This is a genomic window from Vibrio diazotrophicus, assembly GCF_038452265.1.
In the GTDB taxonomy this organism is placed as follows: Bacteria; Pseudomonadota; Gammaproteobacteria; order Enterobacterales; family Vibrionaceae; genus Vibrio; species Vibrio diazotrophicus.
This window is the reverse complement of record NZ_CP151842.1, coordinates 2,965,736-2,988,605: the sequence shown is the minus strand read 5'-3', so window position 1 is coordinate 2,988,605 and position 22,870 is coordinate 2,965,736. Positions and strand designations below refer to the sequence as shown.

Genomic DNA, 22,870 nt, shown 5'->3' with positions numbered 1-22,870 from the left:
CATGACCAAACAATTACCTTTAGCTCTGTTTCTTATGGGGCCAACCGCATCGGGCAAAACAGAGCTGGCAATACGCCTGCGCCAAAAGTACCCGATTGAAATCATCAGTGTCGATTCGGCTTTGATTTATAAAGGTATGGATATTGGTACAGCGAAGCCTGACGCTCGCGAGCAAGAACTTGCTCCGCATCGCTTAATTGATATTTTGGATCCGAGTGAATCTTATTCTGCTGCGGATTTTAGACGCGATGCACTAAAAGAAATGAACGACATCGTTGCCGAGGGCAAGATCCCACTGCTGGTGGGCGGCACAATGCTTTATTACAAAGCGCTGTTGGAGGGGTTATCGCCACTTCCGGCGGCGGATCCAGAAATTCGTCAACAGATTGAAAAAGAAGCGATCGAACTGGGTTGGGATGCTTTGCATGACCAGTTAAAAGCAATCGATCCGGTTTCTGCTGAGAGAATCCACCCAAATGATCCACAAAGATTGTCACGGGCATTGGAAGTTTATCGAATTTCAGGTAAAACTCTAACTGAGCTGACTAAAACGAAAGGAGAACCACTTCCATTTCGAGTTAAGCAGTTTGCAATAGCACCCAAGGAAAGGGCAGAGCTCCATCGTCGAATTGAGCTAAGATTCGAAAAAATGGTTGAGAATGGATTTGAAGATGAAATGAAAGCACTCTATGCTCGAAAAGATCTTCATCCTGATCTGCCGTCGATTCGATGTGTTGGCTACAGACAGATGTGGGACTATTTAGATGGGAACTGTACTTTAGATGAAGCGATCTTTCGTGGAGTCTGTGCAACCCGTCAATTGGCCAAGCGCCAGATCACTTGGTTGCGCAGCTGGGATGATCTAACTTGGTTAGATAGTGAAAACATTGATCTTGCATTCGAAACAGTTTCAAATGCCATAGCGTTAGATTGATTTCGCTGTGTATAATGTGATCGCTTTTGCGTAATTTACCCTGTCAGGGATCGTTACTTGTTTTTGGTGTTTTTATCACCATATCTAGTAACAACGGGGTTTTATTCATTTAGCTCATAGGCATGGTCTGCACAGACTTTTAGTGCACCGCTAGCTAAATAACTACAACAAAATACAAATAAGGAAAATAAAATGGCTAAGGGGCAATCTCTACAAGACCCATTCTTAAATGCATTACGTCGCGAGCGTATTCCAGTGTCTATCTATCTGGTTAACGGCATTAAGCTACAAGGCCAAATTGAGTCTTTCGATCAATTTGTGATCCTACTGAAGAACACTGTTAACCAAATGGTTTACAAGCACGCAATTTCTACTGTGGTACCTGCTCGTCCAGTAAGTCACCACACTGCAGAGCGTTCTCCTTCAGATCGTCCTTCAGAGAAATCAGAAGATTAATAGTAACATAAAGCTATATTTATTAAGGAGTTGATAGCTTGTTTGACCGTTATGAAGCCGGTGAGCGAGCCGTACTTGTTCATATCAACTTCACGCAACAGGGTGAATGGGAAGATCTCAGCGAGTGTCAAATGCTGGTATCTTCTGCAGGAGTAGAGACACTTCAAGTTGTAACAGGAAGTCGTCAATCTCCTCACCCTAAATATTATGTTGGTGAAGGTAAAGCCCAAGAGATCGCACAAGCGGTTCAAGCGACAGAAGCAGATGTCGTGATCTTTAACCATTCTCTTTCTCCTGCCCAAGAACGTAACCTCGAACATCTTTGCCAGTGTCGTGTCATAGACAGAACGGGTTTGATCCTCGATATCTTTGCTCAACGCGCTCGTACCCATGAAGGTAAGTTGCAAGTTGAGTTAGCTCAGTTACGTCACATCTCGACTCGTTTGATTCGTGGTTGGACTCACTTGGAGCGTCAGAAAGGTGGTATCGGTTTACGTGGACCGGGTGAAACTCAGTTAGAGACCGACAGACGTTTACTGCGTGAACGTATTAAAGCGATTTTGCGCCGTTTAGATCGAGTAGCTAAGCAGCGTGAGCAAGGTAGGCGTGCTAGAACCCGTGCAGAGATACCTACGGTGTCATTGGTTGGTTATACCAACGCGGGTAAATCGACCCTATTTAACCGAATCACTGAAGCTGGGGTATATGCTGCAGACCAATTGTTTGCAACGCTGGACCCTACGCTTAGAAAAATTGAACTCAAGGATGTCGGCCCTGCAATCTTGGCTGATACTGTAGGGTTTATTCGTCATCTACCGCATGATTTGGTAGCGGCATTTAAGGCGACGTTACAAGAAACGCAAGAAGCTGACATTTTGTTACATGTTGTTGATGCCAGCGATGACCGTTTTCGTGAGAATATTCAAGCTGTAAATGATGTGTTACAGGAGATTGACGCTAACGAAGTGCCAACCCTGCTAGTCATGAACAAGATTGACAATCTAGACGTTCAAGAACCTCGCATTGAAAGAGATGATGAAGGTTTGCCGAGAACCGTATGGATTTCGGCGATGGATGGTTTAGGCATTGATCTGCTATTCCAAGCTCTGACAGAGCGTCTGGCTAGCCAAATAGTTGAATACAGATTGTGTGTTCCACCACAACATCAAGGTAGAATTCGCAGTACGTTCTTCCAAATGAAGTGCATTCAAGACGAAGAGTATGATTCTGATGGCAATTTGCTGATATCTATTCGTATGCAGCAAGTAGATTGGTCTAGACTAGAAAAAAGAGAAGAGGCAGTTTTACGTGACTTTATAGTTACTTAAAGGACTGCTAAAGTATAACGTCATATCAAATGATGGAGCTTTCTAATGGCGTGGAATGAGCCCGGAAATAACAACGGCAACAATGGCCGCGATAATGACCCTTGGGGTAATAACAATAATCGTGGTGACAAAGGCGGCCGTGAGCAAGGTCCGCCAGATTTGGACGAAGTATTTAACAAGCTAAGTCAAAAACTGGGCGGAAAATTTGGTAACAAAGGTGGAAGCGGTAAAGGGCCTTCTTTCCCTGGTGGTGGTGCCATTGGTTTTGGTGTTATCGCAGTTATCGCTATTGCTATCTGGTTCTTTGCTGGTTTCTATACCATCAGCGAAGCTGAGCGCGGCGTGGTTTTACGACTAGGTAAATACGACCGTATTGTTGACCCAGGTCTGAACTGGCGTCCTCGCTTTATTGATGAAGTTACACCAGTAAACATTCAGGCAATCCGTTCAATGCGTGCATCAGGTCTTATGTTGACTAAAGATGAGAACGTTGTGACGGTAGCAATGGATGTTCAATACCGTGTTGCTGACCCGTTCAAGTATTTATACCGTGTGACCAATGCTGACGACAGCTTACGCCAAGCGACAGATTCAGCGCTACGTGCGGTGATTGGTGACTCATTGATGGATAGCATCCTGACAAGTGGCCGCCAACAAATTCGTCAAAGCACTCAAGAGACGCTAAATCAAGTCATTGATAGCTACGATATGGGCTTAATGATTGTTGACGTGAACTTCCAGTCTGCTCGTCCGCCAGAGCAAGTTAAAGATGCCTTTGACGATGCGATTGCGGCTCGTGAGGATGAAGAGCGTTTCATTCGTGAAGCAGAAGCTTACAAAAACGAGATTCTTCCTAAAGCGACTGGTCGTGCAGAACGTCTGAAAAAAGAAGCGTTGGGTTATAGTGAGCGAGTAGTTAACGAATCATTGGGTCAAGTTGCTCAGTTTGAAAAACTGTTACCTGAATACAAAGCGGCACCTGAAGTTACACGTAACCGTATGTATCTAGACACGATGGAAGAAGTGTACAGCAATACTTCTAAAGTGCTGATTGACTCTGAATCAAGCGGTAATCTGCTTTACTTGCCAATGGATAAGTTAGTAGGTCAACAAACAACGCCGACCAAACGTTCAGACAAGTCTTCAGCGACTTATGACCACATTGAGTTAGAGTCTCAACGTACAGCTACAGATAACGAGACCGATACTCAAAATCGTTCAACTACTTCACGTCAAGGGAGATACTAATTATGCGTAAGTTAATGATCCCTGTAGTGGTTGTTGTTCTTGCTTTGTTGTTGATGTCAGTATTCGTCATCCCGGAAGGTGAGCGCGGCTTTGTTATTCGCTTTGGCCGAGTAATGAAAGATGCTAACGATGCGGCGAAAATTTACGAACCTGGCCTACACATGAAAATGCCTTTGTTTGACCGTGTGAAATCTTTAGACGCACGTATTCAAACGATGGATGGCCGTTCTGACCGTTTCGTAACGTCAGAGAAAAAAGACGTAATTATCGATACTTATGTTAAGTGGCGTATCAAAGACTTCGGTCAATACTACTTAGCAACAGGTGGCGGTAATGCCCTGACTGCTGAAGCGCTACTTGAGCGTAAAGTGACTGACGTACTACGTTCTGAAATCGGTTCGCGCGAAATCAAGCAGATCGTTTCTGGTCCTCGCAACAAAGATGTATTACCAGACAGTGCAGATGCTGAAGTTGTGACAACTGAAGCGGCGAAGCAAGCGTTAGAAATTGATGGTCAGCGTGATCAGATCATGGAAAACGTGCTTAACGATACTCGTAAGAGTGCGATGAAAGACTTAGGTGTTGAAGTGGTTGACTTCCGTATGAAGAAAATCAACTTACCTGACGAAATCAGTGAGTCTATCTATCGTCGTATGCGTGCAGAACGTGAATCTGTTGCTCGTAAACACCGTTCTCAAGGTCGTGAGAAAGCGGAAGTTATCCGTGCTCAAGCAGAACTTGAAGTGGCGACTATTCTAGCCGAAGCAGATAAAACAGCGCGTGTTACTCGCGGTGAAGCTGACGCAAAAGCGGCGAAAATTTACTCTGAAGCGTATAACAAAGATCCTGAGTTCTTCAGTTTCGTACGTTCGTTAAAAGCTTATGAGAAATCGTTCAGCAATAAAGGCGACATTCTAGTGTTGGATCCGAAGAGTGACTTCTTCCAGTACATGAATAATGCAAAAGGCGCTGTTGCGAAATAACGTATTTAAATTTGACTAAAAAGGCTCCTTTGGGAGCCTTTCTTTATGGGAACAAATAATGTCGAATTCACTTTGGATGGCACTGGGACTTGTGCTGGTGGCAGAAGGACTTGGCCCTTTAATTGCCCCCAACGGTTGGCGGCAAATGGTCGCTCAACTTAGTGAACAACCGGATAATCAGCTTCGTCGCCTTGGTGGGTGCCTAGTGGTAGCGGGTGCCGTTATCGCGTATTACTTTGCTTAAACCCCATGATTTACCAAAGAACGCTAGTAATGTGGCGGTGGTGGCTCTTTACTTGGATCCGCCATATTTGACGTTTCCATATTTTTCATTTTTCCAACGACATACTTCATTTGATCTTTCATTTTGTTGATCAATAACTGCTGCTGAGCAAGAGCTTCGTTTAACTCATCAATCGTCTGTTCTTGAAACGCGACTTTGCATTCCAAATCATCAATACGTTGCTGTAACTGTACTGTGTGTTGTTCTGTCATCGTAATACCCACATCGTCATGGTCTACAGTTGTTCGTTCTACAGGTTTAATTACTCATCTGCCAAGCTTGTGCTATGCCTGCGGAGGTGCCTGATATGATTCGCTGCTTTGAATCGAAAGCGGCATCATACACTACTGCTCGCGGAGGGCGCGCATCTTTTCTCGGCTCAGCTTCAAAGCTATCCAGTTTATCGCCGGTTTTACTGTCCCAAACTTCTATTCTGCTTGATGGAGTTCCTGTGACTAATAAAGTTCCGTCATCAGAAAAGCGGGCTGTAGAAAATATTAATTGGCGAGAAAAGCTGTGTAACTGTGCTTGCTGAGTTCCACTTGGTAGTTGCCAGATAAAAGATTCATCTCCACCATCAGAAGTAAAAGCGAATTTACCATCACGTTGCAGTGCGACTCGATTGACTCTTTGCTGATGTTCAAAGGTGTGTATGATTTGTCCTGTTTTTGTGTCCCAAAAGTAAGCTTTATAGTCATTGCCACCGGTGAGGGCATAGCGTCCGTTCGGTGAAAGAGCGACAGAATTGACTTTTTCTTGGTGTGCGAGGAACTCCATCCGTCTTCCGCTGACTAAATCGACGTAGATGGCTTTGCCATTAGACAGACCGAGTAAGACTTGTTGACCATCGCTGCTGATATCAATATCACGGATTAATCCATCGGATATGGACCACAGCCCTTTTGCTTGTGACCAAGCGAGATTCCAAACGGCAAAGTTAATTTGGCTAGCTGTAACGGCAAATTGTCCGTTATCCGAAATTCGAATACGTGATACGGTGTTTTGCTGAGGATCCTGAGCGCCGAGCTCCGCGAGTTGCTCGCGAGAGTTTAAATCCCAGAGAACCAATTGGTGTTCTTGAGAATAGATAAGAGCAAATCGGCCATCACGACTTAAGCCGAAGCTGGCAGAACCATTAGGTTCTAAATCCCAGCGCTCTAGCTCTTTTCCAGAGAAAAAGCAGCCGTTTAACGCAACGATGACAGTAAAACAGAGTGTGAGATGGTAAATTATCCGCATTAGGTCTAATTATCCGTAGAGACAATCTCAAAACATACCGCTATATTGGTACAACTTTTTGTTATGCACCAGTTAGATAACTGTTTTTGTGCATGATAACAAAAGCTTTGCCAACAATTTGGAGAATTCAATGAAATCACTATTTAAAGTGTCACTGCTAGCTGCAACAGTCATTCTTGCAGTCGGCTGCCAGAAAGATGAAGCACCGAAAGCGGAAGCGACCCCGGCAGCACAAGAGCAAGCTCAGGCAGTCACTTTTAAAACGGACGATGATAAAGCGGCATACGCTATTGGTGTTTCTTTCGCTAACTACCTAAACACCAGCTTAGACAAGCCTCGTGAAATTGGTATCGAACTAAACAAAGATCTTGTACTTCAGGGTATTGAACACGTTTTTGCTGGCAAAGCAGAACTTACTGAAGAAGATACTCGCGCAGCACTAGAAGCGTTGGACAAACGTGTGGCTGAAACCATGCAAGCGAAAGCGGCTGAGAAAGCAGCAGCAAGCAAAGAAGCGGGCGATAAGTTCCGCTCTGAGTTTGAAGCGCAAGAAGGTGTGAAGAAAACTGAATCTGGCCTACTGTACCAAGTGATCACGCCAGCAGAAGGTGATAAGCCAAAAGAAACCGATACTGTTCAAGTACATTACAAAGGTACTTTGACTGACGGTACTCAGTTCGACAGTTCATACGATCGTGGTGAGCCAGCAACATTCCCTCTAAACCGAGTTATTCCGGGTTGGACAGAAGGTGTTCAGTTGATGCCTGTTGGTTCAAAATTCAAGTTCGTTATTCCGCCTGAACTTGCATATGGCGAACAAGACACGCCAACAATTCCAGCGAACTCAACACTGGTATTTGAAGTTGAGTTACTGAAAATTGATAACGGTGACGCTGCGGCTCAATAAGTTATCTTTAATCGTTGATAAAGGCCTGACTTGTTCAGGTCTTTTTTCTTTCAGTGAGTTTGAGCACATAATTTGTCTCAAATCACTTGTTAGTGATATAGCTAAGCATTCAAATAAAATTTTCTGATAGACTTACAACAATTTGTTGATTTTGCGTTTTAAGGTCAAAGTACAGTGACAACAACAGAAACATTTAATAATGCAGACATGCTGCTCGAAATGGAATCCGTGCACGTGAAACCATTCACTGAGCACGACAAGGTGATTTTGCGCTCTTATGAAGCTGTTGTAGATGGTATCGCCAGCTTGATTGGTCCTTTTTGTGAGATTGTTTTGCACTCATTAGAAGATTTAAATACCTCTGCAATTAAAATCGCCAATGGTGAAAACACAGGTCGACAAGTCGGCTCACCGATCACCGACCTTGCGCTTAAGATGCTGAGAGATATTGAAGGTTCAGAACGCAATTTTTCTCGTTCTTACTTTACCCGCGCGAAGGGTGGTGTCTTGATGAAATCCATTACGGTTGCAATTCGTAATGGTGAGAATCGTGTTATTGGTTTGCTGTGTATTAACGTCAACCTTGATGCTCCATTCTCTCAAGTTCTTCAATCTTTTATGCCAACTCAAGAAGCACAAGACGCAGCATCTTCAGTTAACTTCGCGAGCGATGTCGAAGAGCTTGTGGACCAAACGGTTGAACGCACAATTGAAGAAATCAACACTGACAAAACGGTATCGAATAATACGAAGAACCGTCAGATTGTTATGGCTCTGTTCGATAAAGGTATCTTCGATATTAAAGATGCGATTAACCGCGTTGCGGACCGTCTGAATATTTCTAAGCACACTGTTTATCTGTATATCCGTCAGCGTAAGACTGAGGATGATGAAGCGTGAGTTCGATTCACACTTCGTTGACTTATACCTTGGTGGTCAATGGGTCTGTGTACGGAACTCAGTCTGCACGTAATGCCTATTTGTTTGCACAAGCTTTGATAGAAAAAGGGCACCAGCTAAAAAGTGTCTTCTTCTATCAAGACGGTGTGTTCAATGCATCATCACTGACGGTTCCCGCCAACGATGAGTTTGATCTGGTCAAAGCATGGCAATCACTGGCGACTAAGCATCAGGTTCGTTTGGAAACGTGCGTAGCTGCAGCATTACGTCGTGGTGTGATTGGCAAAGAAGAAGCAAGTCAGCATCAATTGCCTTCAGATAATCTTGCAGAGCACTTTGAGCAATCTGGGCTGGGTAGTCTAGCCGAAGCGTTGCTTAGTCAGGATAGAGTGATTCAGTTTTGAAAAAAGTCGCCTTTATTTTTCATACTCCTCCTCATGCTACATCTTCCGCACGTGAAGGGCTGGACGCAATTTTAGCCGCTTCTGCCTATTCAGAAGATTTAGCCATTTTTTTCGTAGGAGAAGGGGTTCTACAACTCCTCAAGGCTCAGGAATCGTCTCAAGTATTGAGTCGCGATTACATTAGCGCTTATAAACTGCTTGATTTATATGATATTGAGCAGCGTTATATTTGCTCTCAAAGCCTACAAGACTGGGGGCTTGAGCCGAGCGACTTAATTATTGAGGGAGAAGTTCTGTCCTCACAGCAAATCGCAGCTCATTGGAATGAGTTCGACCAACTTTTAACTTTCTGAGGGGCTCGCGTGCTACACATTGTAAAATCTTTGGAAAAACTGAAGCTTGTGTCTCGTTATCTGCTACAAGAAGATGCGTTATTGCTGGTGGAGAATGCCGTTTACGCAACCAGTGAACATTCTGAGTATTTCAAGCAAATTGCACAGGCAAATCTGGTATTTGTTTTGGAAGAGGATCTTCTGGCGAGAGGGTGGTCGAAAAAGACGGCGGAAAACATTCAAATTATCAATAAATTCGAGTTTGTTGAGCTAACGGTAAGTCACGCAAAATCAATATCTTGGTAGCTATTCATCTCTTTATCAATTTTCTCTCATTTTTATCCTCAGCAATGGGCTAAAAAAAGATCTGTATATTTCTTGACACACATCCCACTGCTGCATAGAATTTTGCGTCCCTATTTACGCATTGTGAGTAGGGATAGATTTTTCACAAAGCTAATTTCAGCAAATCAGGAGCTAGTTAATGGCAACTATTAACCAGTTGGTACGTAAGCCTCGTGTAAAGCAAGTTGTTAAAAGCAACGTGCCTGCACTAGAAGCGTGCCCACAAAAACGTGGTGTATGTACTCGTGTTTACACTACTACACCTAAAAAACCTAACTCAGCACTTCGTAAAGTTTGTCGTGTACGTCTAACAAACGGCTTCGAAGTGACTTCGTACATCGGCGGTGAAGGTCACAACCTTCAAGAGCACTCAGTTGTTCTAATCCGTGGTGGTCGTGTTAAAGACCTTCCAGGTGTGCGTTACCACACTGTTCGCGGTGCACTTGACTGTGCTGGCGTGAACGACCGTAAACAGGCTCGTTCTAAGTACGGTGTGAAGCGTCCTAAGTCTTAATTTTTCTCTGTAAAGAAAGCGTTAAGTAAGGCCAAACACTAAATTAATTTGTATTTTTTGATAAAACTGAAAAGTTTTGGATAAAACCTGAAGAAGACAACGGAGAAAATCCATGCCACGTCGTCGCGTTATTGGTCAGCGTAAGATCCTTCCAGATCCAAAGTTCAAATCAGAACTGCTGGCAAAATTCGTTAACATCCTTATGGTTGACGGTAAAAAATCTACTGCAGAAAAAATTGTTTACACTGCACTAGACACTATGGCTGAGAAATCTGGTAAAGATCACTTAGCTGTATTTGAAGAAGCTCTTGAAAATGTACGCCCAGCGGTAGAAGTTAAGTCTCGCCGTGTTGGTGGTTCAACTTACCAAGTACCAGTAGAAGTACGTCCGGTTCGCCGTAACGCACTTGCTATGCGTTGGTTAGTTGAAGCTGCGCGCAAGCGTGGTGAAAAATCTATGGCTGCTCGCCTAGCTGCTGAAATGCTAGACGCGTCAGAAAACAAAGGTACAGCTGTTAAGAAACGTGAAGACGTTCACCGTATGGCTGAAGCGAACAAAGCGTTTGCTCATTACCGTTGGTAATACCTTTTCAGTGCTGCAAGGTTCCTTGCAGCACTTTTTTAGTTCCTATGCTTATGCTAGGAACTATTGCTATATCTAGAGGACAGTATTTTTCTCGAAGATAGTTTTTTAGCTGAGAATCGTTTTTAGCTATAGCAATAGTCCCTATCTCTAATAAGAGGATTCAATCGTGGCTCGCAAAACTCCTATTGAGCGCTACCGTAACATCGGTATCTGTGCTCACGTAGATGCAGGTAAAACTACCACTACTGAGCGTATTCTGTTCTACACTGGCCTTTCTCACAAAATCGGCGAAGTTCACGATGGTGCCGCAACCATGGACTGGATGGAGCAGGAGCAGGAACGTGGTATCACTATCACTTCAGCTGCGACTACGACTTTCTGGCGTGGTATGGAAGCACAGTTCCAAGATCATCGCATCAACATCATTGATACCCCAGGACACGTAGACTTTACTATTGAAGTAGAGCGTTCACTGCGTGTACTTGATGGTGCAGTGGTTGTGTTCTGTGGAGCATCAGGCGTTGAACCTCAGTCTGAAACTGTATGGCGTCAAGCAAACAAATACCACGTACCACGTATTGTATTTGTAAACAAAATGGACCGTGCAGGCGCAGACTTCTTACGCGTTGTAGACCAAATTAAACATCGTCTTGGTGCAACTCCGGTTCCAATCCAACTAAACATTGGTGCAGAAGAAGAGTTTAAAGGTGTTATCGACCTTATCAAGATGAAAGCAATCAACTGGAATGAAGCCGATCAAGGCATGACGTTTACATACGAAGACATTCCGGCTGACATGCAAGAACTTGCTGAAGAATGGCGCAGCCACTTGGTTGAAACTGCCGCTGAAGCAAGCGAAGAATTGATGGAAAAATACCTTGATGATGGCGAGTTAACTGAAGCTGAAATCAAACAAGCGTTACGTCAACGTACACTGAATAACGAAATCGTGCTGGCTACTTGTGGTAGTGCGTTCAAAAACAAAGGTGTGCAAGCGGTTCTGGATGCGGTGATTGAATATCTACCAGCACCTATTGACGTACCTTCAATCAAAGGTATCGATGAAAACGACAACGAAGTTGAGCGTCATGCTGACGACAACGAACCGTTTTCAGCATTAGCATTTAAGATTGCGACTGACCCATTTGTAGGTTCTCTAACCTTCATGCGCGTTTATTCTGGTGTTGTGAATTCAGGCGATGCTGTATACAACTCAGTAAAACAAAAGCGTGAGCGTTTTGGTCGTATCGTGCAAATGCACGCTAACAAGCGTGAAGAAGTTAAAGAAGTTCGTGCAGGCGATATCGCTGCGGCTATCGGTCTGAAAGATGTAACGACAGGTGATACTCTGTGCGACCAAAATCACAAAGTGATTTTGGAGCGTATGGAATTCCCTGAACCTGTTATTCAGATCGCCGTAGAGCCTCGTTCTCAAGCCGACCAAGAGAAAATGGCAATCGCGCTAGGTAAACTAGCAGCAGAAGACCCATCTTTCCGCGTTGAAACAGACCAAGAAACGGGTCAAACGCTTATCTCTGGTATGGGCGAACTTCACCTAGACATCATCGTTGATCGTATGAAACGCGAATTCAACGTTGACTGCAACGTGGGTAAACCTCAGGTTGCTTACCGTGAAACCATTCGTGGTAAATCGGAAGTTGAAGGCAAATTTGTTCGTCAGTCTGGCGGTCGTGGTCAATACGGTCACGTTTGGCTGAAGATTGAACCTGCTGAAGTAGGTCAGGGCTTTGTCTTCGTTGATGAGATCGTTGGTGGTGCAATTCCTAAGGAATTCATTAGCCCGGTAGCGAAAGGTATCGAGGAGCAAATGAACAACGGTGTGTTAGCTGGCTATCCTGTATTGGATGTTAAGGCAACACTATTCGATGGTTCATTCCACGATGTCGACTCAAGTGAGATGGCGTTTAAAATCGCTGGCTCAATGGCATTCAAGAAAGGTGCGCTCGAAGCAAACCCAGTCATTCTTGAACCGCTAATGAAAGTTGAAGTAACCACTCCAGAAGATTGGATGGGTGATGTTGTTGGTGACATAAACCGTCGTCGCGGCATGATCGAAGGTATGGATGATGGCCTTGCTGGTCTGAAAATTATCCATGCTAAGGTACCTCTATCTGAGATGTTTGGTTACGCAACGGACCTACGTTCTGCGACCCAAGGACGTGCTTCTTACTCTATGGAGTTTGCTGAGTACTCTGAGGTTCCTAAAAATATTGCAGAAGCAATTATTGCGGAACGCGGTTAACGTTATTTGATTAATAACGAATCTATTGCGCTGACGAGCGTTGGCGCATAAAATAGCAATTTCTGGCGCGCCTTGAGTGTACGTGACTTAAGGTGAATCATAACTAGGAAGGAACACGATCGTGTCTAAAGAAAAATTTGAACGTACGAAACCGCACGTAAACGTTGGTACTATCGGCCACGTTGACCACGGTAAAACAACTCTAACAGCAGCTATCTGTACTACTCTATCAAAAGTATACGGTGGTTCAGCTCGTGACTTCGCATCTATCGATAACGCTCCAGAAGAGCGTGAGCGCGGTATCACAATCTCTACTTCACACGTAGAGTACGATACTCCAGCTCGTCACTACGCACACGTAGACTGCCCAGGACACGCTGACTATGTTAAAAACATGATCACTGGTGCTGCGCAAATGGACGGTGGTATCTTAGTTGTTGCTGCAACAGATGGTCCAATGCCACAAACTCGTGAGCACATCCTACTAGGCCGTCAGGTTGGTATCCCTTACATCATCGTATTCATGAACAAATGTGACATGGTAGATGACGAAGAGCTACTAGAACTAGTAGAAATGGAAGTTCGTGAACTTCTATCTGAGTACGATTTCCCAGGTGATGACCTACCAGTTATCCAAGGTTCAGCACTAGGCGCGCTAAACGGCGAAGCACAGTGGGAAGAGAAAATCATCGAGCTTGCTAAAGCACTAGATGAGTACATTCCAGAGCCAGAGCGTGCAGTAGACATGCCGTTCCTAATGCCAATCGAAGACGTATTCTCAATCCAAGGTCGTGGTACAGTAGTAACTGGCCGTATCGAGCGCGGTATTCTACGTGTAGGTGATGAAGTAGCGATCGTTGGTATCCACGACACTACAACTACTACATGTACTGGTGTTGAGATGTTCCGTAAGCTTCTAGACGAAGGTCGTGCGGGTGAGAACGTTGGTGCACTTCTACGTGGTACTAAACGTGACGAAGTTGAACGTGGTCAAGTACTAGCGAAACCAGGTTCAATCACTCCACACACTACTTTTGAATCAGAAGTATACGTACTGTCTAAAGATGAAGGTGGCCGTCATACTCCATTCTTCAAAGGCTACCGTCCACAGTTCTACTTCCGTACAACTGACGTAACTGGTGATATCTCTCTACCAGAAGGCGTAGAAATGGTAATGCCTGGCGACAACATCCAAATGGTTGTAGAGCTAATCGCTCCAATCGCAATGGATGAAGGTCTACGTTTCGCGATCCGCGAAGGTGGCCGTACAGTTGGTGCTGGTGTTGTAGCTAAAGTTATTGCTTAATCGCAAATCTTTACTGCGAATATCGCATTAAAAAGGGAAGCTTTGGCTTCCCTTTTGCTTTTTCATTGCATACCTGTTTTCACTCAATAATCTGCTTTAGTTATAAAGATTTTATCTATATCTATTCACACATCTATCCATAACCTTCATAAAAACAGTCGCTTAATTTCTGAATTCTTTATGGTGGTTGACCTAAGTGTTTTTCGGTCCGTATTCGCTGCTTTTTTTATAACTAATCGATCTGAATAACGGATAAAACTTACTGGTAATAAGAACGATTCTTTTTTATATTTCGGACAAAGGTCGTTAATAAGGTTGCAGTATGTACGTTTGTTTGTGTCACGGTATTTCTGATAAGAAAATAAAGAAGCTTGCTATTGAGCAAGGTATTACTGATATCCGTGGGATCAGGCAATGCACACCACTGGGCTCTCAGTGTGGTAAGTGTGTACGTCAGGCAAAAGAAATATTAAGTGAAGTTGAGGTTATTCAGCTGCAACAAGCGAGTTAGCGACGAGCAGTTTAGTCGAGATAAAGAACGACTAAATGGTGTGACTTTTTTGACACTCTCTTAATTGGTTCTAAAGTTATAAGAGCCAAAGAGGAGGGCTTTGTCATGAAAGGCGATCCAATAATAATCCAACATCTCAATAAAATTCTTGGTAATGAGCTGGTTGCTATAAACCAATACTTTTTACATGCACGCATGTACAAAGATTGGGGATTAAAGCATCTTGCTGACAAGGAGTACCATGAATCTATTGATGAAATGAAACACGCAGATCACCTAATCGAACGGATTTTGTTTTTGGAAGGTTTACCAAACCTGCAGGACCTCGGTAAATTGATGATAGGTGAAGATACCAAAGAAATGCTCGAATGCGATCTCAAGTTAGAGATGGCAGCGATTCCTGATTTGAAAGACGCAATAGCGTATGCAGAAGACATTCGTGATTATGTGTCTCGAGATCTCTTCCTAGACATTCTGGAAGATGAAGAAGAGCATGTTGACTGGCTTGAAACCCAGCTTGGTCTGATTGAAAAAACCGGTATTGAAAACTATCTTCAGGCGCAATTTGTCGATGAAGATTAATGCCTTTAACGCTGGCGAGAATCATTACTCGCTAGCGATTTAATTCTCACGTATCCCCAACAATTTCCCTTGCTAACACTGCTGACATTCTGTACTATTCGTGCTCCTTTATTCTCGGTCAATTATCATTAGTTCCTTGCTTCCTGTGGATGACCGGGCCAACTTTGGAAGCTAATAATCCGTAAGGAGCAATAAATGCGTCATTACGAAATCGTATTCATGGTGCACCCTGATCAAAGTGAGCAAGTTGCTGGCATGATCGAGCGTTACACTGGTTCTATCACTGAAGCTGGCGGTAAAGTACACCGTCTAGAAGATTGGGGTCGTCGTCAAATGGCTTACCCAATCAACAAGCTGCACAAAGCTCACTACGTTCTAATGAACGTTGAAGCTGACCAAGCTGTGATTGACGAGCTAGAAACTGCTTTCCGTTTCAACGATGCAGTTCTACGTAACATGATCATGCGTACTAAATCAGCGATCACTGAACCTTCAATCATGCTAAAAGCGAAAGAAGAGCGTGCTCCTCGTCGCGAACAGTTTGAAGACCGTTCAGAAGAAGCTGCTGAGTAATTGAATTTATGACCAATCGAATGGAGTTAAGTGGCTCAGTCGCTAAACCTCCGATTCGAAGCCAAAGTCCATCGGGTGTTGAACACTGTCATTTTTGGCTAGAGCATCGCTCTACGGTGGTTGAAGCTGACTTCCCGCGACAAGTTTATTGTCGAATTCCGGTGGTAGTGAGTGGGCAGCGGTCAAAAATCTTAACTCAAGACTTAGTACAAGGCAGTAGTATTCAGGTAAGTGGCTTTGTCGCTTATCAAACCGGCCGAAATGGTTTGGGGAAATTAGTACTACACGCCGACAACATTATTCAAATTTAGATCAGGAGATAGCCCATGGCTCGTTTCTTCCGTCGTCGTAAATTCTGCCGTTTTACTGCAGAAGGCGTACAAGAGATTGACTACAAAGATGTAGCAACTCTTAAAAACTACATCACTGAAGCTGGCAAAATCGTACCTAGCCGTATCACTGGTACTAGCGCTAAATACCAGCGTCAGCTAGCTCGCGCAATCAAACGTGCTCGCTACCTAGCTATTCTGCCATACACTGACAAACATCAGTAATCGGCACCGTTTATTAGAAAGAGGATTAAGCAATGCAAGTTATTCTACTTGATAAAATCGGTAACCTAGGTGGTCTTGGCGATACTGTAAACGTTAAATCTGGTTACGCTCGTAACTTCCTTATCCCTCAAGGTAAGGCTGTTATGGCAACTAAAGCTAACGTTGAAATGTTTGAAGGCCGTCGTGCTGAGCTAGAAGCTAAAGTTGCTGAGCAACTAGCTGCTGCTCAAGCTCGTGCTGACCAAGTTAACGCACTAGAAGCTGTTGTTATCGCTTCTAAAGCTGGTGACGAAGGTAAACTATTCGGTTCTATCGGTACTCGCGATATCGCTGACGCTATTACAGCGGCTGGCGTTGCAGTAACTAAGAGCGAAGTTCGTCTACCTGAAGGCGCTCTACGTAACACTGGTGAGTTCGAAATCAGCGTTCAACTTCACTCTGAAGTTTTTGCTGAAGTTAAACTACAAGTTGTTGCTGAGTAATTCAGTTTACGCAAGCTTAAAAACACCAGCCTCGGCTGGTGTTTTTTTATGTCTGAAATATACGATGTTCTAGAAGATAAACAGCAAGTTGATCGAAAAGATACTGTCTGCTTTGCTTAAGCCTTCTGGTACTTTGTCGTGATACTGGCGCGATTGGCTAAGCTTTAATGCGATGTCATCGGTAATATTGTTGGTAATGCTGATGTCACTGTCCCACATGGTATTGCTTTCACCTGTGACGTGGGTAATGTCGATACCAAATTTCAAATTATCCAGTACCTGCCAGTTTCCCCGGACGTTGGTGCGGAAAATCGGTTCCTGAACCACATCAGGAAACACAATGTCATCATCATCGATCTCATCTAAGTTTGGTTCCTGATATCGATAACCCGGTCCTAGCTCTACTTCAAGCAACAAGTTCTTACTGTTTGCTACCTGATAACCCAAACCACCGGACACTGTGAAGTCTTTAAAATAGGCGGTGTACTGTGAATCCATGCCTTTGAAGCTACTGTAAAGATAAGTATCTGAACCCAGCTTATAGTCACTTTGTAGCGAATACGTAGATTGACGTTTGGTTTCTTTACCGTTTTTTTCAAGCCGATAGAACTTCCAGTCGCCGGTAGTTCGGTAGCGACCCGATGTGTATTCCGATTTTAGGCGTGAATTCAGAGCTTCAGATGTGGTGTTGCCTGAGTGAGCTTGATAGCCAAACTCAACTTGGGTATCCCATGGGGAGGGCACTTCAATGTCCTTATCTTTGTTCGCATCTTCCGTTGCATAAGCTGCATTGAACGCTAGCAAGCTAATACTGAGAAGCCACAGTTTGGACACAGAGTACCTCGGTGAATCATAATAGGCCGCAAATCATAAATGCAGCTGATGGTTCTTTAGTCAGATTAACGTTAATTCTGCACCAAAGGATATTGAAAGTAGAGCACTGGCTGTGAGATTAGGAAAAATCCGCCATTAGAAGATGAAAAGTGCCCAATTGCTAACGAGAAGTTGTTGCTTTTATTGAATATGACAGCAATACACATGCCCTCATGATCTTTGTTTTTATGCGCATTTGTCCACGCTCTCGCATATTGAAGGGACTTGGGTATAATAAACGGCAATTTAGGGTATAGCTCTAAGGCAATTCACCTCTTAAGGCCAAATCCGGCCCCAGAATTATTGAGTAAGATAATGGCAGAACCCCGTATAGAGAATCGATATCGTAAAACTGCAGATGCACAAGTTGATGCTATCAAAGTTCCACCTCATTCATTGGAAGCTGAACAGTCGGTTATCGGTGGTCTGCTTCTGGATAATGAACGTTGGGATACCGTTTCTGAACGTGTTGTGTCGTCTGACTTTTACAGCCGCCCACATCGACATATTTTTGAAGCAGTTAAATCCATTCTTGAAGCAGGTAAGCCTCTCGATCTGATTACGCTTTCAGAATACTTAGAGCAGCGTGAGCAACTTGAAGATGTTGGTGGTTTTGCTTACTTAGCCGATCTTGCTAAGAATACACCGAGTGCGGCGAACATTAATGCGTACGCTGAAATCGTGGCAGAACGAGCTCTGGTTCGTAGCCTGATTGGTGTCGCCAATGAGATTGCGGATGCAGGTTATGATCCTCAGGGTCGCAGTTCAGAAGATTTACTGGACTTAGCAGAAAGTAAAGTTTTCGCGATCGCTGAAGCGCGCACCAATGAAAATGAAGGCCCTCAGAACGTCGATAACATTCTTGAGAAGACTCTAGAGCGTATCGAACTGCTTTATAAGAGCCCACAAGATGGTGTTACAGGTGTAAACACTGGTTTTACCGACCTAAACAAGAAAACAGCGGGTCTTCAAGGTTCAGATTTGGTTATTGTCGCGGCTCGTCCATCGATGGGTAAAACGACCTTTGCGATGAACTTATGTGAAAACGCAGCGATGGAGCAAGACAAGCCTGTTTTGATCTTCTCTCTAGAGATGCCAGCCGAACAGATCATGATGCGTATGCTCGCGTCTCTGTCTCGCGTTGACCAAACCAAAATCCGTACTGGTCAATTGGATGATGAAGATTGGGCGCGTATTTCTTCTACCATGGGTATTTTGATGGAGAAGAAAAACATGTATATCGATGACAGCTCAGGCCTGACGCCTACAGAAGTGCGTTCGCGAGCAAGACGTATTGCCCGTGAACGTGGTGGTTTATCACTTATCATGGTCGACTACCTGCAGTTAATGCGTGTACCTGCTTTGTCTGATAACCGTACTTTAGAAATCGCGGAAATTTCGCGCTCACTGAAAGCGTTAGCTAAAGAATTGAACGTACCTGTGGTGGCACTTTCTCAGCTTAACCGCTCTCTTGAGCAACGTGCTGATAAGCGTCCGGTTAACTCGGACTTACGTGAATCGGGCTCTATCGAGCAGGATGCAGACTTAATCATGTTCATATATCGTGATGAGGTTTACCACCCAGATAGTGCTTTGAAAGGTACGGCTGAAATTATTATCGGTAAGCAGCGTAACGGTCCTATCGGTTCGGTACGTCTGACATTCCAAGGTCAGTATTCGCGATTTGATAACTATGCGGGACCTGCATTCGATTTCGACAACGAATAATCATCATCCTGCCTGTTTGAAACTCTAGGGGCTTTGGTTTCACTTATTCTCCCCAATCACATAGTTATCATTTATTGGCAATAGAAAACAGCAGGCTAATCAACCTGCTGTTTTTTGTTTATTCGCCCTGAATGGTAGCTATCACTCTTCTTTTTCCACCGTGGTTACGATGTTCTCCAAGATAGATTCCCTGCCAAGTTCCTAATGCCAGCCGCCCATTTGAAACTGGGATTGTGATACTTGACCCCAGTAGCGATGCTTTAATATGTGCTGGCATATCATCATCACCCTCGTATGTGTGCACGTAGTATGGTGCTCTTTCTGGAACAAAATGATTAAAGTGCTGCTCCATATCGGAACGTACGGTCGGATCCGCATTTTCGTTGATGGTTAAGCTCGCAGAGGTGTGCTGAATGAACAGATGCACTATGCCAACTGAAACTTTCTTCAAATCTGGTAACTGACGTTCAACTTCGTCGGTTATTAAATGAAAACCTCTAGGGTATGAAGGCAAATGAATATGAGTTTGTGTCCACATTTCCGAGTTCCATAATCTAATTGGCAAACAGATAGTTTAGCGTTATGGTGAGCGCCTTACGATAATAATTATGGCGTTAGCGGCGGCTCTTTACTGACTTAACTCAAAGCGAGTGATTAAAGGTTGAGTCATAATTATGTACTGAAAATTAATTACATTTTTTGCTACTCTTGTTGGTAGCATTTTTACTTTTTATTTTTATTAATCGGGGGTCGAACAATCACCTGTGCTTCATCGATGAAGAGAGGCTAAGATTGTTTGAACAAAACCTACAGTCATATCGGGATAGATACCATGTTGAAAAACATCAATCCAACGCAAACTCAAGCTTGGAAAGCTCTGACTGCGCATTTTGAGTCAGTGCAAGGCATGAACCTTAACTCTTTGTTCGCAGAAGATAGTGAGCGCTTCGCTAAGTATTCAGCAAAATTTGGTAGCGACATTCTTGTCGACTATTCAAAGAACCTTGTAAACGAAGAAACGATGAAGCACCTGTTTGCATTAGCTGAAGAAACTGACGTAAAAGGCGCGATTCAAGCGATGTTCAGTGGCGAAGCTATTAACCAAACTGAAGGCCGTGCAGTACTTCACACTGCTTTACGTAACCGTAGCAACAAGCCAGTTTTGGCTTACGGTAAAGATGTAATGCCAGAAGTAAATGCTGTGCTTGAAAAGATGAAAGCTTTCTCTGAACGCGTTATTGGTGGCGAATGGAAAGGTTACACAGGTAAGGCAATTACTGATGTTGTTAACATCGGTATCGGTGGTTCAGACTTAGGTCCATACATGGTGACTGAAGCTCTAACGCCATACAAAAACCATCTGACTATGCATTTTGTTTCTAACGTTGACGGTACTCATATCGCTGAAACGTTGAAAAAAGTGAACCCAGAAACAACGCTATTCCTAGTTGCATCTAAGACTTTCACTACTCAAGAGACGATGACTAACGCGCACTCTGCTCGTGATTGGTTCTTGAAATCGGCTGGTGATGAAGCTCATGTAGCTAAGCACTTTGCGGCTCTTTCTACTAACGCTGGCGCTGTTTCAGAGTTTGGTATTGATACTGACAACATGTTTGGTTTCTGGGACTGGGTTGGTGGCCGTTACTCACTATGGTCTGCTATCGGTCTGTCTATTATTCTTTCAATCGGTTACGAGAACTTCGTTGAGCTTTTAACGGGTGCTCACGAAATGGATAACCACTTCGTTGAAACTTCATTTGAAAGCAACATTCCAGTGATCTTGGCGTTGATTGGTATTTGGTACAACAACTTCCACGGTGCGGAATCAGAAGCGATTCTTCCATACGATCAATACATGCACCGTTTTGCTGCTTACTTCCAACAAGGCAACATGGAATCAAACGGTAAATACACAGATCGTGACGGTAACCCAGTAACTTACCAAACTGGCCCAATTATTTGGGGTGAGCCTGGTACTAACGGTCAACACGCTTTCTATCAGTTGATCCACCAAGGTACTAAGATGATCCCTTGTGACTTCATTGCTCCAGCAGTGACTCACAACCCAACCAGCGATCATCACCAAAAACTGATGTCTAACTTCTTTGCTCAAACTGAAGCGTTAGCGTTTGGTAAATCGGCTGAAACTGTAAAAGCTGAGCTTGAAAAAGCGGGTATGAACGCAGAAGAAGTAGCGAAGCTTGTTCCATTCAAAGTATTCGAAGGTAACCGCCCAACCAACTCTATTCTGGTTAAGCAAATTACGCCTCGTTCACTAGGTAACTTGATTGCAATGTACGAACATAAAATCTTCGTTCAAGGCATCATCTGGAACATCTTTACATTTGACCAATGGGGCGTAGAACTTGGTAAGCAACTAGCAAACCAAATTCTGCCAGAGTTGACTGATGCATCTGAAATCACTTCACATGACAGCTCAACTAACGGTCTGATCAACGCATTCAAAGCATTGCGTAGCTAATATTGACTAGAGCCTGTGTTTTACATGGGCATTTAGAATGCAAAAAGGCTGATGTATTTTACATCAGCCTTTTCTAGTTCAATGGAACGGGATGTTGAGTGCTCGCTACTCGAAACAGATTTCGATGAAAGCATTACCCCATTGTGAAGAAAACGGCATGATAATGATCGAGCCTTCACATTTGTGACGAATCGTATGCCCTTTACCAGAGACAACCACTGGTGTTGCCATATCGAAATCAAAGCCGCTTTCAGCCAGAATTCGTTTAGCGCCACCTGTGACCATATTGGTAATCTCGCCAACCATATCGGTAACTTCTTCATTTAGGCCATTTGGCCTCTCACCCAACATATTCTGCATGATTTCTAATGCTAGGTTTTCATCAAATGTAATAGACATTGAGCCACGCGTTTGACTGCCGACCATGCCAATTAGCCCCGAGACATCTCCACGGGCAATCTCATCTTTCTTTAGACGAGGCTTCTGAGGCTTCAATTCTAATGAAGCCATCGTTTTTAAAACGTTCATTAAGGACGCTAGAAACGGATTTACAAATTCAGCGCGCATAACCTTCTTCTATCTGAATCAAAAAATTATTTCGAGGAACAGGTTTTACACACACCGTGTGATTCGATCACTTGGTTGCTAATGGTAAAACCGTGTTGCTCAGCATTCTTCGCCAGCTGGGCAATCAGATTATCATCTTGTAGCTCTACGACATTACCACACTGGTCACAAATTAATAGTTGTGAAAAATGCTTATGTGCATTGCAAGAGCAGCAAGAAATAAAACTGTTTGTGGATTCCACTCTATGGATAAAGCCTTGCTCCATTAAGAAGTCTAACGCTCGATAGACCGTTGGTGGCTTAGCCTGAGGTTCACTCTTTTTTAAGTCGTCCAGCAATTCATAAGCACTTGACGCTTTTTCACTTGCACAAATAAGCTCAAACACACGCTTACGTTGAGAGGTCAGTCTGACTCCTCGTGCTGCACAAATTTCTTCTACTTGCTTAGTTAGCTTAGTGTCCAATTCTATCACCATAATCTTTGGAC

The 22,870-nt window shown here is 43.8% G+C and carries 29 protein-coding genes; 23 read left to right on the top strand and 6 right to left on the bottom strand.

All coding sequences use genetic code 11. The features are described 5' to 3' along the window. Position 1: 1 nt before the first annotated feature. From miaA to AAGA51_RS13790, 6 genes are all read left to right on the top strand, one after another. Complete coding sequence (gene miaA, locus AAGA51_RS13815; protein WP_042490234.1) at positions 2-934, top strand: tRNA (adenosine(37)-N6)-dimethylallyltransferase MiaA; 933 nt, start codon at positions 2-4, stop codon at positions 932-934. A 192-nt stretch (positions 935-1,126) separates the two neighbouring features. Continuing rightward, complete coding sequence (hfq, locus tag AAGA51_RS13810; RefSeq protein WP_042490235.1) at positions 1,127-1,390, top strand: RNA chaperone Hfq; 264 nt, start codon at positions 1,127-1,129, stop codon at positions 1,388-1,390. Between the two features lie 38 nt (positions 1,391-1,428). Beyond that, positions 1,429-2,718, top strand: a complete 1,290-nt coding sequence (hflX, locus tag AAGA51_RS13805) for a ribosome rescue GTPase HflX (RefSeq protein ID WP_042490237.1) — start codon at positions 1,429-1,431, stop codon at positions 2,716-2,718. 45 nt (positions 2,719-2,763) lie between these two features. Then, the gene (gene hflK / locus AAGA51_RS13800; RefSeq protein ID WP_042490238.1) at positions 2,764-3,966 is read left to right on the top strand and encodes an FtsH protease activity modulator HflK; all 1,203 of its coding nucleotides are present in this window, start codon (positions 2,764-2,766) and stop codon (positions 3,964-3,966) included. A 2-nt stretch (positions 3,967-3,968) separates the two neighbouring features. After that, on the top strand, positions 3,969-4,949 hold the full coding sequence (gene hflC / locus AAGA51_RS13795) for a protease modulator HflC (RefSeq protein WP_042490241.1): 981 nt from the start codon (positions 3,969-3,971) through the stop codon (positions 4,947-4,949). 58 nt (positions 4,950-5,007) lie between these two features. Beyond that, positions 5,008-5,193, top strand: coding sequence for a DUF2065 domain-containing protein (locus AAGA51_RS13790; RefSeq protein ID WP_042490244.1), 186 nt, complete (start codon positions 5,008-5,010; stop codon positions 5,191-5,193). Between the two features lie 23 nt (positions 5,194-5,216). Here AAGA51_RS13790 and AAGA51_RS13785 read toward each other — a convergent pair whose 3' ends face one another. Both AAGA51_RS13785 and AAGA51_RS13780 read right to left on the bottom strand, forming a co-directional pair. Next, entirely contained in the window at positions 5,217-5,444 is a 228-nt protein-coding gene (locus tag AAGA51_RS13785; protein ID WP_042490246.1) for a SlyX family protein, read from the bottom strand. A gap of 46 nt (positions 5,445-5,490) precedes the next feature. Further along, positions 5,491-6,471: a WD40 repeat domain-containing protein gene (locus tag AAGA51_RS13780; protein ID WP_042490248.1), complete on the bottom strand. Its 981-nt coding sequence runs from the start codon at positions 6,469-6,471 to the stop codon at positions 5,491-5,493. Positions 6,472-6,601: 130 nt separating this feature from the next. Here AAGA51_RS13780 and fkpA point away from each other — a divergent pair, with 130 nt between their 5' ends. The 15 genes from fkpA (at position 6,602) to rplI (ending at position 16,730) form a co-directional block, all read left to right on the top strand. Then, positions 6,602-7,378 carry an FKBP-type peptidyl-prolyl cis-trans isomerase gene (gene fkpA / locus AAGA51_RS13775; protein WP_042490250.1) on the top strand — a complete coding sequence of 259 codons (777 nt, stop codon included), beginning with the start codon at positions 6,602-6,604 and terminating at the stop codon, positions 7,376-7,378. A 174-nt stretch (positions 7,379-7,552) separates the two neighbouring features. Then, a complete protein-coding gene (locus tag AAGA51_RS13770; protein WP_042490253.1) occupies positions 7,553-8,278 on the top strand; it encodes a helix-turn-helix transcriptional regulator in 726 nt (241 codons plus the stop codon). A gap of 5 nt (positions 8,279-8,283) precedes the next feature. Continuing rightward, positions 8,284-8,682, top strand: a complete 399-nt coding sequence (tusD, locus tag AAGA51_RS13765; RefSeq protein ID WP_042490268.1) for a sulfurtransferase complex subunit TusD — start codon at positions 8,284-8,286, stop codon at positions 8,680-8,682. After that, positions 8,679-9,035, top strand: coding sequence for a sulfurtransferase complex subunit TusC (gene tusC, locus AAGA51_RS13760; protein WP_042490256.1), 357 nt, complete (start codon positions 8,679-8,681; stop codon positions 9,033-9,035). The genes tusD and tusC overlap by 4 nt, the downstream gene beginning before the upstream one ends. Before the next feature lie 9 nt (positions 9,036-9,044). After that, positions 9,045-9,320: a sulfurtransferase complex subunit TusB gene (tusB, locus tag AAGA51_RS13755; RefSeq protein WP_042490258.1), complete on the top strand. Its 276-nt coding sequence runs from the start codon at positions 9,045-9,047 to the stop codon at positions 9,318-9,320. A 178-nt stretch (positions 9,321-9,498) separates the two neighbouring features. Beyond that, the gene (rpsL, locus tag AAGA51_RS13750; protein ID WP_042490261.1) at positions 9,499-9,873 is read left to right on the top strand and encodes a 30S ribosomal protein S12; all 375 of its coding nucleotides are present in this window, start codon (positions 9,499-9,501) and stop codon (positions 9,871-9,873) included. Between the two features lie 112 nt (positions 9,874-9,985). After that, a complete protein-coding gene (rpsG, locus tag AAGA51_RS13745) occupies positions 9,986-10,456 on the top strand; it encodes a 30S ribosomal protein S7 (protein ID WP_042490263.1) in 471 nt (156 codons plus the stop codon). Between the two features lie 169 nt (positions 10,457-10,625). Next, positions 10,626-12,722 carry an elongation factor G gene (fusA, locus tag AAGA51_RS13740; RefSeq protein ID WP_042490266.1) on the top strand — a complete coding sequence of 699 codons (2,097 nt, stop codon included), beginning with the start codon at positions 10,626-10,628 and terminating at the stop codon, positions 12,720-12,722. Positions 12,723-12,843: 121 nt separating this feature from the next. After that, on the top strand, positions 12,844-14,028 hold the full coding sequence (gene tuf, locus AAGA51_RS13735) for an elongation factor Tu (RefSeq protein ID WP_337164282.1): 1,185 nt from the start codon (positions 12,844-12,846) through the stop codon (positions 14,026-14,028). Positions 14,029-14,350: 322 nt separating this feature from the next. Beyond that, the gene (locus AAGA51_RS13730) at positions 14,351-14,539 is read left to right on the top strand and encodes a (2Fe-2S)-binding protein (RefSeq protein WP_042490272.1); all 189 of its coding nucleotides are present in this window, start codon (positions 14,351-14,353) and stop codon (positions 14,537-14,539) included. 105 nt (positions 14,540-14,644) lie between these two features. Next, positions 14,645-15,121 (top strand): bacterioferritin, encoded by a 477-nt coding sequence (gene bfr / locus AAGA51_RS13725; RefSeq protein WP_042490273.1) that lies wholly within the window; start codon positions 14,645-14,647, stop codon positions 15,119-15,121. 195 nt (positions 15,122-15,316) lie between these two features. Then, a complete protein-coding gene (gene rpsF / locus AAGA51_RS13720; RefSeq protein WP_042490275.1) occupies positions 15,317-15,694 on the top strand; it encodes a 30S ribosomal protein S6 in 378 nt (125 codons plus the stop codon). Positions 15,695-15,702: 8 nt separating this feature from the next. Continuing rightward, the gene (gene priB, locus AAGA51_RS13715) at positions 15,703-16,005 is read left to right on the top strand and encodes a primosomal replication protein N (protein WP_102943069.1); all 303 of its coding nucleotides are present in this window, start codon (positions 15,703-15,705) and stop codon (positions 16,003-16,005) included. A gap of 15 nt (positions 16,006-16,020) precedes the next feature. Next, positions 16,021-16,248, top strand: a complete 228-nt coding sequence (gene rpsR / locus AAGA51_RS13710) for a 30S ribosomal protein S18 (protein ID WP_042490278.1) — start codon at positions 16,021-16,023, stop codon at positions 16,246-16,248. A 32-nt stretch (positions 16,249-16,280) separates the two neighbouring features. Next, entirely contained in the window at positions 16,281-16,730 is a 450-nt protein-coding gene (rplI, locus tag AAGA51_RS13705) for a 50S ribosomal protein L9 (protein WP_042490280.1), read from the top strand. Between the two features lie 69 nt (positions 16,731-16,799). On the opposite strand, the gene AAGA51_RS13700 is transcribed toward rplI, so the two are convergent. Then, the gene (locus tag AAGA51_RS13700; protein ID WP_042490281.1) at positions 16,800-17,564 is read right to left on the bottom strand and encodes a DUF481 domain-containing protein; all 765 of its coding nucleotides are present in this window, start codon (positions 17,562-17,564) and stop codon (positions 16,800-16,802) included. 354 nt (positions 17,565-17,918) lie between these two features. Here AAGA51_RS13700 and AAGA51_RS13695 point away from each other — a divergent pair, with 354 nt between their 5' ends. Continuing rightward, on the top strand, positions 17,919-19,331 hold the full coding sequence (locus tag AAGA51_RS13695) for a replicative DNA helicase (protein WP_042490282.1): 1,413 nt from the start codon (positions 17,919-17,921) through the stop codon (positions 19,329-19,331). Positions 19,332-19,449: 118 nt separating this feature from the next. Here the strand turns inward: AAGA51_RS13695 and AAGA51_RS13690 are convergent, their stop codons facing one another. Further along, positions 19,450-19,869 carry a secondary thiamine-phosphate synthase enzyme YjbQ gene (locus AAGA51_RS13690; RefSeq protein ID WP_042490284.1) on the bottom strand — a complete coding sequence of 140 codons (420 nt, stop codon included), beginning with the start codon at positions 19,867-19,869 and terminating at the stop codon, positions 19,450-19,452. Positions 19,870-20,163: 294 nt separating this feature from the next. On the opposite strand from AAGA51_RS13690, the gene pgi reads away from it, so the two are divergent. Then, on the top strand, positions 20,164-21,816 hold the full coding sequence (gene pgi / locus AAGA51_RS13685; RefSeq protein WP_042490286.1) for a glucose-6-phosphate isomerase: 1,653 nt from the start codon (positions 20,164-20,166) through the stop codon (positions 21,814-21,816). Between the two features lie 105 nt (positions 21,817-21,921). Here pgi and AAGA51_RS13680 read toward each other — a convergent pair whose 3' ends face one another. Together AAGA51_RS13680 and zur are read right to left on the bottom strand one after the other, a co-directional pair. Then, on the bottom strand, positions 21,922-22,383 hold the full coding sequence (locus tag AAGA51_RS13680) for a chemotaxis protein CheX (RefSeq protein WP_042490288.1): 462 nt from the start codon (positions 22,381-22,383) through the stop codon (positions 21,922-21,924). A gap of 26 nt (positions 22,384-22,409) precedes the next feature. Then, the gene (gene zur / locus AAGA51_RS13675; protein WP_042490291.1) at positions 22,410-22,859 is read right to left on the bottom strand and encodes a zinc uptake transcriptional repressor Zur; all 450 of its coding nucleotides are present in this window, start codon (positions 22,857-22,859) and stop codon (positions 22,410-22,412) included. Positions 22,860-22,870 lie beyond the last annotated feature (11 nt).